Source organism: Cupriavidus ulmosensis, assembly GCF_977008105.1.
On record NZ_CDRMWP010000002.1, the window covers coordinates 2597973 to 2615224 of the forward strand.

The window sequence follows — 17252 nt, forward strand, 5'->3', positions numbered from 1 at the left end:
TCATTTCGTGGTCTGCGCCAGCGGCGCGTGATCGAACTCGCTCTGCTGCGCCTTCTGGTTGCGCAGCTTGATGTAGGCATCCGGCACGCCGTACTTCTGCGCGGTGCGCAGCAGCAGGCCGGAGCGGTGCCAGTCGCGGACGGCCCCGTCGACGAACGCCTGCGTATCGGCCTCGCCGCGGCGCATCCAGACCACCGTGGGCGACGGGATCAGCTGGTCCGGCGTGGCCAGCTCGTAGTCCTTCCACTCGGCGGCGCCGTCGCCGTGCAGCTTCTGGTAAAGCGCCGGCTGCACGTGCACCGAGGCCGCGCACGAGCCGCCCTTGAGCGCCAGCAGCGATTCGGGAATGCCGCGCAGCCCCTTGACGATGGCGCCGTAGGTCTCCTGCAGCGGCCGGGCGAAGTTGCTGCCCTGCGAGACGCACGCCACCTTGCCGCGCAGGTCTTCCCAGCGGTGGATGCCGCTCGCGCGCGACACCATCGCCGCGCCGCCCACGAGATCGTAGGGCGTCGGCGCGAACGACAGGATCTCGCTGCGCTCCTGCGTCCACTGGATGTTGGCGATCAGCACGTCCACCTTGCCGGTGTTGAGGAACTGCACGCGCGTGTTGGCCGTGACCGGCACGGTCTCCAGCTGCACGCCGAGGCGCCGCGCGAGATCGGCCGCGAGATCGGTCTGGTAGCCGCCGACCTTGCCGCTGGCCGTGTCCATGAAACCGAACGGCGGGCTCGCGCCGTCGATGCCGACGCTGATCCGGCCGCGCTGACGGATCTTGTCCAGCGTGGCGTCGGCATGGGCGGCGCCGGCCATCAGGCAAAGCAGCGCAGCCAGCACCACGGTGGCGCGGGCGGTGCGGGCAGCGAGCGGAAAGCGGAAGACGGAAGAAGGCATGCGGGCCGCGCGGCGAGGCACGGGAAAAGGGGGGAACGGACAGGCAAGCGGGCATCTTGCGGGATCGCGCCGGCGGCGACAACAAAGCGTTTCGGATATGGATATGCGCGCCGCCCCACCGCCGTGGGGAGCCGCCCCGGGCGGCATCCGCATACACTGGCGCACGGGTTTCGCGCCGACCGCGGCCGGAACCCGGTCCCGCCTCTGCGCAGCCTCACGTGTTGTCCTTACCGCCAAGAAAGGAAGAACCATGAAGCGATCCGTCCGGGTGCTACCCCTCGGCTGTCTTGTCCTGTCCGCCTGCACCACGCAGCTCACCCACGAGCAACTGGCCAGCCCCGGCGCCCAGCCGGCCGAGCCGGGTTTCTCCTACTACTTGCCGCGCCAGCGCTACACCGTCACGGCGACCTACGAGCTGCAGGCCTGCCAGCCCAGGATCGAAGTCGTGCAGCGCGCCACCATCGTCGAAGCGTCGGTCGCGGATCCGGCGCAGCACTATTCGCTGCCGCTCCAGTCGCTGAGTTCGGGCTGGAAGACCACCACGCTGACCGCGACGGTCTACGACAACCAGACCCTGCACACGGTCGGCGCGCAGGCCGAGGACCGCTCCGCCGCGGTGGCCAAGGCCGTGGTCGGGACGGCGCTCGGCGTGGCCCGGATAGTGGCTGGCATCCCCACCGCGGCCGTGGCGCCGCAGCCCTGCAGCCCCGGCATCCTGGACGCCCTGAAGACCGTGCAGGGCAGCACGGCCCAGCTCATCGACCCCGGCCTGGACGACAAGGGCCGGGCCAACGTGGCGGCCGCCGTCACCGCCGCGCGTGCCGTGCTGACCCTCACCCGGACCTACACGTTCGACCCCGACTGGAGCGAGGCGAGCCGGCGCATGGTCCATGCGCCGGCCGCGGGCGATCTCCAGGCCTGGTTCAGGAAGGACTATCTCGACGGCGCCGCCCGGCTGCCGGCGTTCACCACGGTGATCCGGCTCCGGGCCGTGCCCCCAAAGCCCGCGGAGCCGGCCCCCGAGTGGAACGGCAAGGGCATCGTCTACCGCGAACCCGCCCCCATCGCCGTCGAAGTCGCCACCGGCAAGAGCGACGGCACGCCGGAACGCCTGCTCGCTTCCGTGGAAACCCGCGCCGGCCAGTTCGGGCGGCGTCTCGTCCTGCCGCTCAGGAACGGCCCGTTCCAGAAAAACAACCTGTCCCTGAGCTTTGCCGCCAACGGCCAGCTGGAGAGCTTCACCTACGGCCAGGAGAGCACCATCGAGAAGATCGCCTCGTCGGCCTCCGACACCTCGGCCTCGGTGGAAGGCTACCTCGCCAAGAAACGGGCGGCCGATACCGCCGCGGCCACGGCGGCGGCCAGCGCCGAACTCGATGCGCTCAAGGCGCAGACCGCGCTGCTCAATGCCAGGAGCGACAAGATCGAAGCCGAGCAGCGGCTGACGGGACTGGGCGGGGATTAGCGCGCGCGGCCCCGGAAGCGCCGCCCGCTCACACCGTCGCGCAGCGCCCGGCCCGCAGCAGTTCCTGCGTGTAGTCATGGCGCGGCGAGGAAAACACCTCGCCGGCCGCGCCGTGCTCCACGATGCCGCCCCGGCGCATGACGATGACCTCGTCGACCATCGACGCCATCACGTTCAGGTCATGCCCGATGAAGATCAGGGTCAGGTCGCGTTCGCGGCGCAGCCCGGCCAGCAGTGCCAGGACCTGGTTGCGCACCGTGGCATCCAGTGCCGACACGGGCTCGTCGCAGACCAGCAGGCGCGGATTCATGGCGAGCGCGCGCGCAATGACGATGCGCTGCCGCTGCCCGCCCGAGATCTGGTGCGGAAAGCGCGCCAGCAGCGACGGCTCCATGCCGACCTCTTCCAGCATGGCGGCGCAGCGGCGCAGCAGTTCGCGGCCGGTCAGCGCGCGGTCCTGCGCGAGCAGCGGTTCCGACAGCGCCTGCAGCAGCGTGCGCCGCGGGTTCAGGCTGCCGGTGGTGTCCTGGAAGACATACTGGCAATGGCGGGCGAATTCCCGGCGCAGGCGTTTTTCGGCCGGGTTCATGCCGAAGACCCGGACCTGCCCGGCGCTGGGCGTCAGCAGCCCCATGATGGTGAGGGCCAGCGTGGTCTTGCCGGAACCCGATTCGCCGGCGATGCCCAGGGTCATGCCCGCGTGCAGCCGCAGCGCCACGCCGTCGAGCACGCGCTTGGGGCGGAACCGCCCGTAGTCCACGCAAAGGCCGGCGATATCGACCACGACGCCGCCGGCGGCCGGCATGCCGCGCCGGCTGACGGAGAGCCCGGCATGCGCATCGAGCAGGGAGCGGGTATAGGGATGGCGCGGCGCATCGATGATCTGCCGCGTGCCGCCCTGCTCGACCAGGTGCCCGCCGTACATGACGGCGACGTGATCCGACATTGCCGACACCACGTCCAGGTCGTGCGAGATGAACAGCATGGCCATGCCGCGCCGGCGCTGTATGTCGCGCAGCAATGAGAGGATCTGCGCCTGCGTGGTGACGTCCAGCGCGGTGGTCGGCTCGTCCGCGATCAGCAGTTCCGGCTCCGCCGCCAGCGTCATGGCGATCATGGCGCGCTGCTGCTGCCCGCCCGACAGCTCGAACGGGTAGCGGCGCAGCATGCCGGCCGGGTCCGGCAGGCCGACCTCCTCCAGCAGGCGCGCGGCCCTGGCCCGCCGGTCCGCCGCGCGCTCGCCGTCGACCGGCTTCAGGCTCTCCAGGATCTGGGACCCCAGCGTCATGATGGGATTCAGCGACGTCATCGGGTCCTGGAACACGATGCCGATCTTTTTGCCCCTGATGTCCTGCCAGCCGGGCTCGCCCAGGTGCATGAGCTCGGTGTCCCGATGGCGGATGCTGCCCGTGGCGGCGATGCCGTCGGGCAGCAAACCCATGCAGGCCAGCGCGGTCAGCGACTTGCCGCTGCCGGACTCGCCGATCAGGCCGACGGACTGGCCGGGATGGATGTCCAGCGTGACATCGTGCAGCACCGGCTTGCCGCCGTGATGCGCGCACAGGGAGCGGATGGATAGAAGGGGAAGAGAATGCACGTCGGTCATTGGCGGGAAACCTTGGCCAGACGCGGGTCCACCCAGCGCAGCAAGGCGTCCGCCGCGAGATTGGCAAGAACGATGAAGGCGGCGATGGTCATGATCGAGACCTGGATCACCGGATAGTCGCGGCTCAGGATCGCCTCGAGCGTCAGCCCGCCGAGCCCCGGCAGGGAGAACAGCGCTTCCATCGTCAGGGTTCCGCCCACCAGCCCTCCCAGGATCACGCCGGACAAGGCAATCACCTGCGACAGGCAGTTGGGCAGGACATGCCGCCAGGTGACGCGCCACGCGGACAGCCCCTTGGCGCGCGCGGTGCGCACGAAGCCGGAGCGCGTGGTTTCCTTGAGCTCCTCATAGAGCGGCTTGGCGATCTGGCCGGCGATGTCCAGCCCGAGAATGAGCACCGGCAACAGCATCTGGCCCCGGATGGGCAGCCACCGGAGCCAGATCGAGAACACCAGGATGCCCAGCGCGCCGGTGCAGAACGTGGGCACGGCAATGGACCAGATGTTGATCGCCTCGATCAGCGCGCCCAGGCCCAGGCGCTGCCAGGTCAGCGCCAGGATGGCCAGGCCGATGCCCAGCGCCAGCCCGGCGGCCAGGCTCAGCAGCGTCAGGCGCAGGGTGCGCGGCAGCGCTTCGGCCAGCATCGTGGCGACCGGCGCGCCGTAGCGCATCGATTCCCCGAACTCGCCATGCGCCGCGTGCGCGAGCCAGCGCTCGAACTGCACGGCGGGGCTGCGGTCCAGCCCGAGGTCCTTGCGCAGCGTGGCGAGCTCCTCGGCCTTGTAGTCCCCGCGCGCGGCGTAGTAGTCGGTGATGTCGCCGGGCGTGGCGCGCACGAGAAAGAAGATGACGAACGAGATCGCCGCGACGGTGAGCAACTGGCGGCCCAGATGCGTGATGGCTTCGAGCATGGGATGCATGGTTCAGGCTCCCGACGGACGCATCCGGGCCAGCGGGTCGAAGCGCCGGCGCAGCTGGCTGCCCACGATCGACAGCGACAGCGAGGTCAGCGCCAGCGCCAGCACGGGAAACAGCAATGAATTCGGCGCGTCTTCCGCGTAGGGCACCGCCATCGCGATGATGCGCCCCCAGGTGGGCACGTCGGGCGCCACGCCGAGGCCGAAGAAACTCAGGACGGACTCGATGACGATGGCGCGCGGCACCACGATGGCGAGCTGGGTCAGCAGCGTGCCGGCGACGTTGGGAAAGATGTGCCGCCACAGGATGGTGGAGCGCGGGATGCCCAGCACGTGCGCGGCGCGCACGTAGCCCGAGGTCATCTCGCGCTCGCTGGCGGCGCGGGACACGTAGCCGAACAGCGGCATGAACGAAATGCCGACGGCCAGGATCACGGACTGCGTGCCGACGCCGAACGCAACCATCATCGCCAGCGACAGCAGGATCGGCGGCAGGGTCCGGATCATGTCGAAGACCATGTAGAGCGCGGTGCGGACCACGCCGCCGATCGAGCACGCGACCAGGCCCAGGCCGGCACCGCCGACCAGCGCGATGGCGCCCGAGAAGACCGCGACGATCAGCGTGAAGCGCGTGCCCGCGACGATGCGGGCCAGGATGTCCCGGCCGAGATTGTCGGTGCCCAGCCAGTGCGCCGCCGAGGGCGCGCCGTTGCGCGCCAGCAGGTCCTGCGCGTACGGATCCTGGGCCAGCAGCATGGGGCCGAGCGCCGCGGCCAGCACGGCCGCGAGCAAGATGGCCCACGGCCAGCACCGGCCCAGGCGGGAGAGTTGCCGGCGCATCAGGCGGCGAGCCACGTGCGGGCCAGTCCCCCGTCGACGCGGTGCTGGCTCCAGGTATAGCCGGTGGAATAGCCGCGCACCGACGGCGCGACGCCGATGGCGTCGGCCGCGTGGCCGATGCCCAGCGTGTACAGCTTGTCCATGACGTGCTGCCACGCCTGCAGGTAGCCCGCCTTCGCCTGCTGCGCATTGGGCGCGGTGACGGCGGCGTTGATCCTGGCGTCCAGCTCCTTGTCCTGGATGCCGCCCCAGAGCATCGGGCTCGGGCCGTCGGAGAGCAGGCGCGCGTAGCGCAGGTAGACGTCGGCGCGCGGGCCGGAATGGAACGGCGCCAGATCCCAGTCGTACTGGCCGAGCGCGCGCTGGGCGCCGATGTCGTCGAGCGCCTGGTGGTCGATCTTGAAGCCCAGCTGGCGCACCATCTGCACCGCGACCTGCGCGTAGTCGTTCTTCCACGAGACCACCTTCAGCGTGTGCGCCGCCGGGTCGATCCCCGCATCCTTGAGCAGCTTCCTGGCGCGCGCGAGATCCGGCCTGGCGTAGGGGTCCTTCTCCTCGATGGCGCGGTCCCAGTAGAACGTGTCCGGACGCATGGGCTGGTCGCTGGGCCAGGCCCCCTTGACGATGAAGTCCATGTACGCGCGCTTGTCGATGCACAGCGCGACCGCTTCGCGCACGCGGGCGTCCTGCATCAGCGCGCTCGGCTTGCGATTGTTGAACGACAGGAAATACCAGGCCGTGTCCTTGAGGGTCTGCACGCCGACCTTCTCCTGCCGCAGCGTGGCCAGCTTGTCGTTGCCGACGTAGGCGACCTGCAGGTCGCCGGAACGCAGCGACAGGCTGTTGTCGCGGTCGCCCTGCAGGTCGAACTCCACGACGTCCAGGTAGGGCAGGCCCGGCTGCCAGTAGTTCTTGAACGCCGGCGCGGTGAATTTCACGTCGGGCTGCCATTTCCCGAACATGAACGGGCCGGTGCCGATGGGCTGGCGGATGGTGTCCTCCCAGCCCGGCGACTCCGGCGCCACGATCCACAGCTCCGAGATCAGGTTGAGAAACGGGGCGTAGGACTTGCTCAGCTCCACATGCAGCGTGTTGGGCGCGCTGACCGTCAGGCTGCTGATGAGCTTCATCGCGCCGCTCAGCCAGCCGCCCTTGACCTTGTCGCGCACGCGCTCGAAATTGGCCTTCACGTCCGCCACCGTCATCTCGCGGCCGTTGTGGAAGCGCACGCCCTTGCGCAGCGCGAAGGTGTAGCGCTTGCCGTCCGGGGAAATCTCGAAACGCTCGGCGAGAAACGGCTTGACGGTGCCGTCGTCGGCAATGCTGGTGAGCGTTTCCACGTAGACCTGCTGCACCGCGATGGAGCCGGCGTGGCGATGCGGGTCCGCCGTATCCAGGCCTAGCAGGGCGATCTTGAGGGTCCCGCCGCGGCGCGGCGTGCCCGCGGTCTGCGCGCTCAGCAGGCTGCTGTGCAGCCCGGCGGAAGTCATGACGGAGCTGGCGGCGGCGAGTTTCAATAGCGTGCGGCGTTTCATGCTTGGGTGTCCTTGCTTAAGTGACCAACGCGGATCGGTGATCAGTTGGAAGAGTCCGGGAAGGGAATGGCCTCGCCGTCCATGCCATCGGCGGGCAGTCCGAGATGCCGCAGGATGGTGGGGGCGTAGTCGACCAGGCCGACGGGATGCCGGCTGACGCGCCCGGGGCCGAAGCCGCCGCCTTGCGCGATCAGGAACGGCGCCTGTTCGTTGACGCCGAGCCCGCCGTGCTGCCCGCGGCCGTCGTATGACTTGGGGTCGGCATGGTCGGCCACGATCCAGCTCGCGCCCGCGACGGCGTGCACGTTGACGCTGTCGACGTGCCCCATCGTGACCGCGAGGGTGCACACGGACTGGTCCTGCGGCATGCCGATGCGCGCCAGCGCCTCGCCGTGGAACAGTTCCGCGCACCACGGCTGGCCGCGGAGGAATTCGACGATGGCCGGAATGCGCGCGGCGGCGGCGGGCATGACCCCGAGCACGAACGAGGTTCCGTTCGGCGCCACCACCACTTCGCGGCTTTCCCTGCCATCCTTGAGGCCGGCGTCGACCAGCGCCTGCTCGACGTCGATCTCGCCGAGCACGGTTTCCATGCCGTGATCCGAGCCGACCAGCAGCAGCACGTCCTCGCCGCGCTCGCGCAGCCGGCCCACGTGTTCGAGCACGCGCGCCAGGCAGGCCTCGGCATGCCCGATGGCGCGCAGGTGCGGCGGCGAGCCGAGTGCCTGCCCGTGACCGGAATGATCCGGCTCGGACAGCCACAGCGTGGCAAGCGTCGGGGCGTCGTCGGCGAGCAGCATGGCGCAGAAGCGTTCGGTCATCTCCGCGTCGCCCGCCGCGCCGCTGGCGATGTCCAGCGCCTGCGCGCCGGTGTGCGGCACGTGCCCCGGGCCGTAGGACCCCGCGCGGTGATACACGTGGCCGTGGGCATCCGGGTCGTGGAAATAGGCCGCGCCCGGCGACACGTTGGAATAGATGCGCGCGCCGCCATGCGCCGCCAGACGCTCGGCGAGCGTCGGCACCCACAGCGTGCGGCCGGTCGCGGCGCGCAGATGCTCGCGGAACGCCGGTTTGCCGACCGAGTGGTTGTGCAGGCCGTCGGGCTGCTCCAGCAGCATGCAGTTGCCCAGCAGCCCGTGGCGGCGCGGCCAGCATCCGGTTGCGATCGAGGCGGAGCTGACGCGGGTGGTCGACGGGAACACGCTGCGCACGTCCGCAAACCACGTGGCCCGCGCCGCCAGCCCCGTGAGCAGCGGGCTGTTCGCCGGCGAGACCAGGTCGCGGCGCAGGCTGTCGCAGATGACCACGACCGCTCGCCTGCGGTTCACGGCTGCACCCCGTTGAGCGCGAAGTCGAAGATGCGCCAGCTGTCGATCGGCATGCAGGCGGCCTTTTGCCGGTACGCCTCGTTGAGCGGACGGTTGAGGATGAACGGCACCTTCGTTTCCGCGAGCGCGCCGTGCGTGCGAAGCCGGTGCCCCCTCAGCCCGGCGAGATCGTGCAGCCTCGCGGCGCTGCCGATGCACACGTCCTTTCTTCCCACCACGACCACATCGGCCTCGCGGTCGGCGGGCTGGTCGAAGAGCCGGCAGGCGGCCTCCCGGCCCAGCGCCAGGTCGACCCCGTCGAGCGCCGAGACCGCGTCGATGATCGCCTGCGGCGCGACCTTGCCCTTGCTCCACACGCGCACGAATCCGCCCAGGGCGCCGTGGTGGGCCACGAACGCATCGGTGATCGGGCAGATCACGGTGGTTTCGCCGGCACCGAACTTCGCGTCGAGCACGTCCTGCAGCCAGATCACGTTCGGTTCGCCGGCGGCATTGCTCTTGTCGCTCATGCCGTGATCCGCGGTCAGCGCCAGCACGATGTCCTGCCCCGCCAGGCGGCCGAACGCATCGTCGAGCTGGCGATAGAACGCGCGCGCCTCGGCATCCTCGGGGGCGAACTTGTGCTGCACGTAGTCCGTCAGCGACAGGTACATCAGGTCCGGGCGGCGTTCCGCCAGCAGCTTGATGCCCGCCTCCAGCACGAACAGCGAGAGCGCCGTGGAATACATGTCGGGCTTGGGCATGCCGACGTACTCCAGCACGTTCTCGATGCCGTTGTCGGCCAGCGTGCACCGGTCGGCGTGCTCGGAAGAGAACGACACATGCCCCCGGGACACGTCCAGGTCCTTGCCCAGCTGGCGCCGCAGCTTGTCCTTCGCCGTGATCGACACGACCCTGGCGCCCGCGTTGGCGAAGGCCGAGAGGATGGTGGCGCTGCGCAGCAGCTCGGGCCCCGTCATGGCCACGGGCGCCCAGGTCGCCGCGTCCAGGTAAAAATTGCCCGAGATGCCGTGCACCGAAGGCGGCACGCCGCAGATGATGGACATATTGTTGGTGCAGGTGACGGAGGGCATCGAGCCGTCGGCCACCGTGGCGAACCCTTCCCGGACGAAGCGCGCGATGTTCGGCACGCTGCCGTCGGCCAGGAACCGGCTCAGGTATTCCGGGTCGCCCCCGTCGATGCAGACGACCACGACAGGCCGCCCGGGCCACAGATAGGTATTGCCGCTCACTTCCACTGCGCGCTGCATCATTTTCCTTGTACTGACGTTTCGTTCGGCATGATGCCCTCGCTTTATTGCATATTGTTGACAATCTGCAGTTAGACGGAAGATCGGTATAATGCACGCCTGAACTTGCCAAATGCACATGAACTCGCCGAACGCACTTGAAGTGTTGCGCACGCAATCGTTGACCGGCCTGGTGTACGAAGAGCTGGAGAAGCGCATTGCTTCCGGGAAAATCCTGCCCGGCGTCCCCCTGCGCGAGGTGGCGCTGGCCAATGACATGGGCATCTCGCGCGGCCCGGTCCGGGAAGCGTTCCGCATGCTCGAAGAGCGCGGCCTGGTCGAATTCGAGAAAAACATCGGCGTGCGCGTCCGCAACCTGGACCTGCGCCAGGCCGAATACCTCTATCAGGTGCGGATCCCGCTGGAAGGACTGATCGGCGAGACCGCCACGGACAACATGTCGGCGGCGCTCGAGGAGGCCATTTCACAAGTGCTGGACCGCATGCAGGACGCGGTGTCCCGGCTGGACGTGGAAGCCTATGCCGCGCTGAATTTCCAGTTCCACGACGAACTGGCCCGGGGCTCGGGCAATCCGGTACTCTACGATGCGTACCGGCGCGTGGTGGTGCAGCTCAATCTCTTCCGCAGCTACTCGTTCCGGCACAACCCGGCGACGCTGGCCGGCTCGCTGCAGGAACACCGGATGATCTTCGACGCCATCCGCGGCCGCCAGCGCGAGCGCGCCAGCGAACTGCTGCGCCGGCACACGCAGGCCAGCCTGCAGAAGGTACGCGCGGCGATGGAGCACGCCGGGGACGACGAGGGCCACGAGAGCGCCCGGTAAGAACGGAAAACGCCGGCGCGGCCCGCGTGCCGGGTTTCGCGGAGCATGCCCGGCGTCGGGCCGGCGGCCAGATCACGCCGCGACAAAGTCGTTGACGCCCCCTGTTGTCAATGAAGCCCCGAGTTTCCAGAATCCGTGCTTCCGGCTCTGGCGGGAATGCAACAGCGGCACGATGTCGCTCCACTTTTTCACGGAACCTGGCCATCTTCCACGCGGGTGATGCGGATCAGCCGGCTTCCCGGGACAAATCCGGCAGGTAGATCTCTCCGGCCATGAGACGACGCGCGGTGCGGGCAAGGCCCAGCGATCGCAGGCGGATATCTCTCGGCTCGCCGGGCCGGTCCGGCTCAGCTTCCACCCGCACGGCCATTACCCCTAGTGGATGGCCGATCCGCAACGACTGCGCCTGTGCGCCATTGTCACCCAGCAGGCGATGCACCACGCTGCCTGGCACGCGCGAAATCGCTGCCGCACACAGCGCGCCCGTGCCGGCCATGCTGTCGTGACACTTTCCCAGGAATACCAGCCGCGCGCGCACATCCATCGAACCTGCCTCATGCATGGCGCCCGTGGCGTCCCGGTAATCGCCGGCGGGCGCCACCAGCACCATCAGCGGAATGCCCGGCTTGTGCTGGCTGCGCCAGTCCGGCCACATGCCGATCCGCTCCCCCGCTTTCGCCTGGATCTCCGAGACGGCGTCCATCAGCGCGATATCGCCAGTCAATGCATCGGGCGACTCATGACCGGTCAGCCCCAATGTCGACGCCTGCACGAAGACGCACGGATTGGCGGCATCGCAGATCGACACTTCCAGCGCCCCGCCGCTTTCCAGCGCGATGACCTCGGCCGCCAGCCCGGTCGGCAGCAACTTGCCGGTTTTCGCGCCGACGGTATCGGTGTAGTCCATCAGTATCTCGGCGCCGCTACCAGGCACGCCGGGTATGGCGTAGTTCCCGTGCACCCGGGCCTTGCCGTGCGACACGGGGACCTGCATTGCCAGAATACTGTCGGTATTGGTGTTGTAGACCCGCACCGTCGTGACCGGCTCCACGGCCGCCACCAGGCCCTCGTCGATGGCAAACGGGCCCACCGCCGACGAGATATTGCCGCAGTTCGCGGTGTAGCCGATCAGGTCTCGCTCGACGTCGACCTGCGCAAACGTGTAATCCACGTCGGCACCGTCCCGGGTAGAGCGACGGACCAGCGCCACCTTGGACGTGACCAGACGGGAGCCGCCAAGACCGTCGATCTGAAGATGATCGGGCGTACCCATCGCCCGCTTGAGCATGCGGTCGCGCTCCGGACCCGGTGGCGGCACATCGGACTCATGGAAGAACAGCGCCTTGCTGGTACCTCCGCGCATCAGCACGCAGCGGTATGCCACCTGTTCGTTCGTTTGAGGCATCGTCGCTCCTCAGGCCACAAGCCGTTCATTGGCCTGCCGCCAGGCGATCAGGTCCGCGATGGTGACGATCGGCAGTCCGTGCCGCCGCGCGAACGCCACCAGCTCCGGGAGCCGTGCCATGGTGCCGTCGTCGTTGACCACCTCCGCCAGCACGCCCGCCGGCTGCATGCCCGCCAGCCGCGCCAGATCCACGGCGGCTTCGGTATGGCCCGGCCGGCGCAACACGCCACCCGCGCGGGCACGCAGCGGAAAGATATGGCCAGGCCGATTGAAATCCCCCGCCTTGCGCGCCCGGTCGGCCAGGGCGCGCAGCGTCGCCGCGCGGTCCGACGCCGAGATTCCCGTGGTGGTGCCGTGTCGGTAGTCGACCGTCACGGTAAAGGCGGTGCGCATGCTATCGGTGTTCTCCTTGACCATCGGCGGCAGGCTCAGTGCGTCCAGCCGCTCGCCCGACAATGCCGCGCAGATCACGCCGCTGGTCCAGCGCACCATGAAGGCGATGGTCTCCGGCGTGGCGGCCTCGCAAGCCATGATCAGGTCGCCCTCGTTCTCGCGGCCGGCATCGTCCACCACCACGGCAAGCGATCCCGCGGCAATGGCGACCAACGCGCTCTCGATCGGATCGGTCCGCATGATCAGGCTCCGCGGAATGCCGGCACCTCGAGCGTCATCAGCGGCGCATGCTGCTGCGCGCCGAAGGTATCGCGCTCGCCTACCCCACCCTGGTCGCCATGCCGGCGCAGCGTGAACTTGAAGGCCAGCGCGGGCTCGAAGAACATGCACGTCAGCAGGTCGCACTCGGGAACCCCATAGAGCCGCAGCACGGTCTGCGGATTGAGCACGCCGCTGTCGCGCACATGGCGATAGCGGTCGGCATCGGCAAAGATCACGTCGAACGTGATCTCGAACGGCCCGGAGTTCTTGCTCCGGATAACATCGGCGATATCGCGCAGCGTTGCCATGATCAGACCTCCAGCATGCGATAGGGAAACAGGGACTCCGGCGCATCCACCGTCATCAGGTGATAGATCGAGAACCGGCACACGGGTCCAATGGGGTTCTCCGGCGGGTTGAGCGGCAGCGCGAAGTTGCCGGCCGTGGCCTTCTGCCCGGGATACGGTATGTGCAGCACACCAATGCGGGTGGCGCTGCAGATGGCATTGGCAAGTGCCTGCGTGGGCGCCGTCACCTCGCCCAGCACGCCCACTTCATGAGGCACAGCATCGCGTAGCGGTTCCTGCTGCCCCATCACGGCATGCTTGCCGTAGACGTGGAAGTGCAGCCTGGCCTCTCCGCCTTCGAGCTCGGGAAAGATGCCCGCCATGCGCGCGCGCACGCGCTCCAGGAACGGATCGATCTGCCCGATCAGGATCGGGTCGCGCACGCCGCCGATGAAGATCGTCCGGTAGCCGCATATGGCTGCGCCTTCGAGCTTGACCTGGTAGCCATCCGAAGGCCGGAACACGCTGCCGCGCACGCGCGTGGTCTGCGGATCGATCTGTTCGTATTGCGCAGCGGTCAGGTCCAGCACGCCGCCGGGCCCGGCCAGCAGGTCGGGGCGCGTCTTCTCGTACAACGTATGCGCGGCAACGGACAGCGGCGTGCAGCGCTCATGCGGACTCATCGGCGTCAGGTCGAAACTGTCCTCGCGCACCGTGGCAAGGATGACCTTGCCCTTCGGCTCCGCGCAGACGCCACCGCACTCCATGATCTTGCCCATGTGCCAGTAGATGCCCGGCTCATCGATGCCATGCAGCATGCAGAACGCGGCGAACGGGGCAGGGTCGTAGGCGCGTCCGCACACGACAACATCGACATCCGGCTGCTCCCGCAGCACCTTCAGAATGGGCTCGGCACCCATCTGCGCCACGATATGCGCCGACCCGTCGATGTCGGCAACCGTCAGCGCCGGCGCCGACGCGCACGGCGCAATGCCCCCCGATGCCAGGCTGTCGCGCACGATGCCGGCGTCCACGTCGGCATAGATGGCCGCCACTTTGAGGCGCCGCCCCAGCTCGGCGGCAATCGTGCCGATGATGGCGATGAGATCGTCCACATGGCGCGCGGTGCCCGGCCCGCCTGCGGAGCCGATCAGCAGCGGGATCCTGCGCGGGCCAATACCTTGCAGGATGACCCGCAGATCGCGCGCATATGCCTCCGGGGATACGAGCATGGCACCCAGGCCAAGCTGATAGGGCCCGGGGTCCGTGGACCCCGAGTCAACGATGACGGCCTGCGCGCCGGCCTCGATGGCGCGGTTGAAGTCTTCCACCGGGATGCCATACCCGAGCATGCCGACCGGCGTCACGATCCTGATTTCCTTCATTGCCTCTCCTTCCAAGATGGGACTGAAGCCACCGCGGCGCGCTACCGCCCCGCGGTCTCACTGCCAAACGCCTCGTCCAGCGAACGTCGTGTCGTTTCGATACCGAGCCAGGCGATCATCACCGCCTGGATGGCACCCATCAGTACGAGCGCCAGCGTCACGCCTTGCACGCCATTGAGCTCGTAGAGCGCCGCCACGGTCACGGGCGCAAGAATCGAAGCGCCCCGCCCTGCTGCGCTCGCCAGACCGGTGCCGCGCAGCCGCAACTCCGTCGGGAAAAGCTCGGGCACATAGGTGGAAAATCCAATCGTTCCCGTAAAGTAGAGCGATGCCACCAGCAGGAAGCCCACCACCGTCGTCTGAGCAAGCGTGGCCATGTTGGGGTACAGCAGCCCAAGCCCGGCGCACAGCACCGAGTTCACGATCAGCAGCCGCCGGCGCGGAAAGCGATCGGACAGATAGCCGCCCAGCACGATCCCAAGCAGGCTGCCGCCCGCCATCATCGCCGTATGGCCGAGTGAACTTGTCAGCGACAAGCCGCGTTTGACGAGGAACGTGGGCAGCCAGATGATGAATCCATAGATTGCGCACAGGCCAACCACATTCATGACCACCGCCAGGACGGTCGAGCGCAGCAGCTGCCCGCGAAACAGGTCGCCGAAGCGATAGACCGAGGGGGCGCTGAAGGTGATCTCCGCGGGTATCTGCAAGGGCCCGTGCTCACGCTCGGCGATGGTCTCGATGCGCGCCAGAATGGCATCGGCTTCCCGGTGACGTCCCACTGATTCCAGCCAGCGCGGCGATTCCGGCAGCTCCTTGCGCAAGAACCACACCAGCACGCCTCCCACGCCGGCGATGCCGAACATCCAGCGCCATCCCAGACTCGGAATCACCCAGTAACTGACCAGGCTCGAACCCACCAAGGCCGCCGTGGCGCAGAAGAACAGCACCGCGCCCCACCTTCCGCGACTGGACGGCGGCACGAACTCGGTGATGGTGGCGTAACCGACCACGATCTCCGCTCCGAGCCCGATACCCATCAGCAAGCGAAACACGATCAGCCATCCCATCGATGGCGCTACCGCGGCAGCCAGCGACATGACGCCGAACAAGATCAGGTTGAACTGGAACGCGAAGCGGCGGCCATACCGGTCGCCAAGCCATCCGGCCAGCGCCGCGCCGAGCAACGCGCCCAGCGCGCCGGCCGATACGAACTGGCCATTGGCCTGCATCGTGCCCCAACCTTCGCGGGCCAGGGCCACCATGATGCCGCTGGCCATATAGAGGTCGAAGGCGTCAAAGAACAGTCCGGCACCGATCAGTGCGGCCAGACGCCGGTGAAATGAGGATTCCGGCAGGCGGTCGAGCCGCTGCGAGGCGTTGTACGGCATGTTGTCTCCATCGTGGACGGCGCGGGGTGACATGGACCCCGCGTCCGGTTGCATCGCGTTGAGCGTCCGGTGCTCAACGCATCGTGCAGAGCGCCATCAACGGCGCCAGCGACGGCGCATCGTCAATGGCGAAGACGGCCCGCGCAATCGATTCGGCCTGCTCGCGCGGGATGGCGCGCGATGCGTTGAGCACGAACTTGGCCAGCAATGCGTCGCGCGACATCGGATTGTCCGGCGTGCCAAGGCTAGTCGCCATACGGCAGCGGAACACCCGGCCGCTCCTGAGCGTCGCCACCACCTCACCCGGGAAGTGTTTCGGGAAATCGCTCTTGGTGTCCGGCACGCAGAAGGTCTTGGCCGCGACAGCCAACACGGCGGGATCGTCGATCGGCTCATCGTGGAACGTCGCCAGGTCGACGCGTCCCTTGACCAGCGCTACGGCCACGGCGTATTGCACGCTGAACAGCGCGGCATATGGCGTGGGGGGACGGATGCAGCGCTCGCGCGGCTCGGCCACCATCTTGTGCAGCATCGGCGTCAGCGGGCAATCGATGCGCTCGATATCATCCAGCGCGAACTGGCCTCGCAACTCCAGCGCGGCGTCCACGAAGGCATGGATGAAGTGGCAGCACGGATAGGGCTTCAGCGCGATGCCTCGCGTCTGCCATTCGCTGCCCAGCGCACGGGCCGGGGCGTTGCCCTCCTCCGGCACGGCTTCGATATGGGCGGCATAGAAGCCCCTGTGCCCTTCGAGCACGGTGGCTGGCCCCTGGAAACCGGCACGCCCCAGCGCGGCCGCAGCGATGCCGCTATGCGCGGCCCAGCCCGGATGCAGACGCTTGAGCCAGGACTTTCCGCTCTCCAGGATGCCCGAGGCCAGACTGCCGCACAGCCCCAGCGCCCACGTCAGTTGCTGTTGTGTCATGCCGTGCAGACGCCCGGCCGCGGCCGCCGACGCGAAGGTGCCGCACAGCGCGGTGGGATGGAAAGCCCGGTCATGAAACCTGCCCGCCCCGACTGCCGCCAGCCGGCAGCCGATCTCCAGTGCGACCACGAATGCCACCAGCACGTCCCGGCCGCTGGCGCGGTTGGCCTCGCCACAGGCCAGCGCCGTGGCCATCGCCTGGGCGCTGGCGTGATAGATCGCGCCAATGTGCGTGTCGTCGAAATCGAGCCCATGAGCCAGCACGCCATTGACCAGCGCCGCCGATGCCGCTGGCAGCTTCCTGCCACTGCCGATGGCCGTGGCGTCGGTGCCACTGCCGAGGGTCTGCGCGGCCTCCAGCGTGGCCGGGGCGAACTCGAACGTGTTCGAGGCCAGAGCGATGCCGATCACGTCGAGCAGGTGCTCGCGCGCCAGGTCGAGAACGTCCCCGGGGATGTCTTCGTAGCGCAGGTTCAGCGCAAAAGCGGCAAGCTGCTCCGCCTGCGTGGGGGAAAGTGCGGGGCTGTCCGTCGCAGTCATGCGTATGTCT

General features: G+C 68.3%; 15 protein-coding genes. 2 read left to right on the forward strand and 13 right to left on the reverse strand.

Translation table 11 applies throughout. The features are described from left to right. A complete protein-coding gene (locus tag ACWTPI_RS31255; RefSeq protein ID WP_454733705.1) occupies nucleotides 1–891 on the reverse strand; it encodes a transporter substrate-binding domain-containing protein in 891 nt (296 codons plus the stop codon). Between the two features lie 250 nt (nucleotides 892–1141). Between ACWTPI_RS31255 and ACWTPI_RS31260 the strand changes: the two genes are divergently transcribed. After that, nucleotides 1142–2356 carry a hypothetical protein gene (locus ACWTPI_RS31260; protein ID WP_059412416.1) on the forward strand — a complete coding sequence of 405 codons (1215 nt, stop codon included), beginning with the start codon at nucleotides 1142–1144 and terminating at the stop codon, nucleotides 2354–2356. Nucleotides 2357–2384: 28 nt separating this feature from the next. Here ACWTPI_RS31260 and ACWTPI_RS31265 read toward each other — a convergent pair whose 3' ends face one another. From ACWTPI_RS31265 to phnA, 6 genes are read right to left on the reverse strand one after another with little or no spacing between them, the layout of a single operon-like run. Then, nucleotides 2385–3962: a dipeptide ABC transporter ATP-binding protein gene (locus ACWTPI_RS31265; protein WP_043366172.1), complete on the reverse strand. Its 1578-nt coding sequence runs from the start codon at nucleotides 3960–3962 to the stop codon at nucleotides 2385–2387. Then, nucleotides 3959–4882 (reverse strand): ABC transporter permease, encoded by a 924-nt coding sequence (locus ACWTPI_RS31270; protein ID WP_454733706.1) that lies wholly within the window; start codon nucleotides 4880–4882, stop codon nucleotides 3959–3961. The genes ACWTPI_RS31265 and ACWTPI_RS31270 overlap by 4 nt, the downstream gene beginning before the upstream one ends. A gap of 3 nt (nucleotides 4883–4885) precedes the next feature. Then, nucleotides 4886–5671, reverse strand: coding sequence for an ABC transporter permease (locus tag ACWTPI_RS31275; RefSeq protein ID WP_454740817.1), 786 nt, complete (start codon nucleotides 5669–5671; stop codon nucleotides 4886–4888). Between the two features lie 47 nt (nucleotides 5672–5718). Then, nucleotides 5719–7254: an ABC transporter substrate-binding protein gene (locus tag ACWTPI_RS31280; RefSeq protein ID WP_029043469.1), complete on the reverse strand. Its 1536-nt coding sequence runs from the start codon at nucleotides 7252–7254 to the stop codon at nucleotides 5719–5721. A 41-nt stretch (nucleotides 7255–7295) separates the two neighbouring features. Beyond that, complete coding sequence (locus ACWTPI_RS31285) at nucleotides 7296–8582, reverse strand: alkaline phosphatase family protein (RefSeq protein ID WP_454733707.1); 1287 nt, start codon at nucleotides 8580–8582, stop codon at nucleotides 7296–7298. Next, nucleotides 8579–9835 carry a phosphonoacetate hydrolase gene (phnA, locus tag ACWTPI_RS31290; protein ID WP_454733708.1) on the reverse strand — a complete coding sequence of 419 codons (1257 nt, stop codon included), beginning with the start codon at nucleotides 9833–9835 and terminating at the stop codon, nucleotides 8579–8581. The genes ACWTPI_RS31285 and phnA overlap by 4 nt, the downstream gene beginning before the upstream one ends. A gap of 115 nt (nucleotides 9836–9950) precedes the next feature. On the opposite strand from phnA, the gene ACWTPI_RS31295 reads away from it, so the two are divergent. Then, the gene (locus ACWTPI_RS31295; protein WP_043366180.1) at nucleotides 9951–10655 is read left to right on the forward strand and encodes an FCD domain-containing protein; all 705 of its coding nucleotides are present in this window, start codon (nucleotides 9951–9953) and stop codon (nucleotides 10653–10655) included. Nucleotides 10656–10881: 226 nt separating this feature from the next. Here ACWTPI_RS31295 and ACWTPI_RS31300 read toward each other — a convergent pair whose 3' ends face one another. The 6 genes from ACWTPI_RS31300 to ACWTPI_RS31325 all read right to left on the reverse strand — a co-directional run bounded on the left by ACWTPI_RS31300 (nucleotide 10882) and on the right by ACWTPI_RS31325 (nucleotide 17242). Next, on the reverse strand, nucleotides 10882–12060 hold the full coding sequence (locus ACWTPI_RS31300; RefSeq protein WP_454733709.1) for a PrpF domain-containing protein: 1179 nt from the start codon (nucleotides 12058–12060) through the stop codon (nucleotides 10882–10884). Nucleotides 12061–12069: 9 nt separating this feature from the next. Beyond that, nucleotides 12070–12693: a 3,4-dihydroxy-2-butanone-4-phosphate synthase gene (ribB, locus tag ACWTPI_RS31305; RefSeq protein WP_454733710.1), complete on the reverse strand. Its 624-nt coding sequence runs from the start codon at nucleotides 12691–12693 to the stop codon at nucleotides 12070–12072. A 2-nt stretch (nucleotides 12694–12695) separates the two neighbouring features. Next, nucleotides 12696–13022 carry a DUF4387 domain-containing protein gene (locus tag ACWTPI_RS31310; protein ID WP_454733711.1) on the reverse strand — a complete coding sequence of 109 codons (327 nt, stop codon included), beginning with the start codon at nucleotides 13020–13022 and terminating at the stop codon, nucleotides 12696–12698. A 2-nt stretch (nucleotides 13023–13024) separates the two neighbouring features. Then, entirely contained in the window at nucleotides 13025–14386 is a 1362-nt protein-coding gene (locus tag ACWTPI_RS31315) for an acyclic terpene utilization AtuA family protein (protein WP_454733712.1), read from the reverse strand. 41 nt (nucleotides 14387–14427) lie between these two features. Then, entirely contained in the window at nucleotides 14428–15777 is a 1350-nt protein-coding gene (locus ACWTPI_RS31320; protein WP_454733713.1) for an MFS transporter, read from the reverse strand. Between the two features lie 73 nt (nucleotides 15778–15850). Further along, nucleotides 15851–17242: an MmgE/PrpD family protein gene (locus tag ACWTPI_RS31325; RefSeq protein ID WP_454733714.1), complete on the reverse strand. Its 1392-nt coding sequence runs from the start codon at nucleotides 17240–17242 to the stop codon at nucleotides 15851–15853. Nucleotides 17243–17252 lie beyond the last annotated feature (10 nt).

Bases quoted from the DNA above. Each gene is read 5' to 3' on its own strand.
- ACWTPI_RS31255 (WP_454733705.1), bottom strand. From the start codon at position 891: ATGCCTTCTTCCGTCTTCCGCTTTCCGCTCGCTGCCCGCACCGCCCGC.
- ACWTPI_RS31265 (WP_043366172.1), bottom strand. From the start codon at position 3,962: ATGACCGACGTGCATTCTCTTCCCCTTCTATCCATCCGCTCCCTGTGC.
- ACWTPI_RS31260 (WP_059412416.1), top strand. From the start codon at position 1,142: ATGAAGCGATCCGTCCGGGTGCTACCCCTCGGCTGTCTTGTCCTGTCC.
- ribB (WP_454733710.1), bottom strand. From the start codon at position 12,693: ATGCGGACCGATCCGATCGAGAGCGCGTTGGTCGCCATTGCCGCGGGA.
- ACWTPI_RS31270 (WP_454733706.1), bottom strand. From the start codon at position 4,882: ATGCATCCCATGCTCGAAGCCATCACGCATCTGGGCCGCCAGTTGCTC.
- ACWTPI_RS31320 (WP_454733713.1), bottom strand. From the start codon at position 15,777: ATGCCGTACAACGCCTCGCAGCGGCTCGACCGCCTGCCGGAATCCTCA.
- ACWTPI_RS31280 (WP_029043469.1), bottom strand. From the start codon at position 7,254: ATGAAACGCCGCACGCTATTGAAACTCGCCGCCGCCAGCTCCGTCATG.
- ACWTPI_RS31300 (WP_454733709.1), bottom strand. From the start codon at position 12,060: ATGCCTCAAACGAACGAACAGGTGGCATACCGCTGCGTGCTGATGCGC.
- ACWTPI_RS31315 (WP_454733712.1), bottom strand. From the start codon at position 14,386: ATGAAGGAAATCAGGATCGTGACGCCGGTCGGCATGCTCGGGTATGGC.
- phnA (WP_454733708.1), bottom strand. From the start codon at position 9,835: ATGATGCAGCGCGCAGTGGAAGTGAGCGGCAATACCTATCTGTGGCCC.
- ACWTPI_RS31295 (WP_043366180.1), top strand. From the start codon at position 9,951: ATGAACTCGCCGAACGCACTTGAAGTGTTGCGCACGCAATCGTTGACC.
- ACWTPI_RS31310 (WP_454733711.1), bottom strand. From the start codon at position 13,022: ATGGCAACGCTGCGCGATATCGCCGATGTTATCCGGAGCAAGAACTCC.
- ACWTPI_RS31325 (WP_454733714.1), bottom strand. From the start codon at position 17,242: ATGACTGCGACGGACAGCCCCGCACTTTCCCCCACGCAGGCGGAGCAG.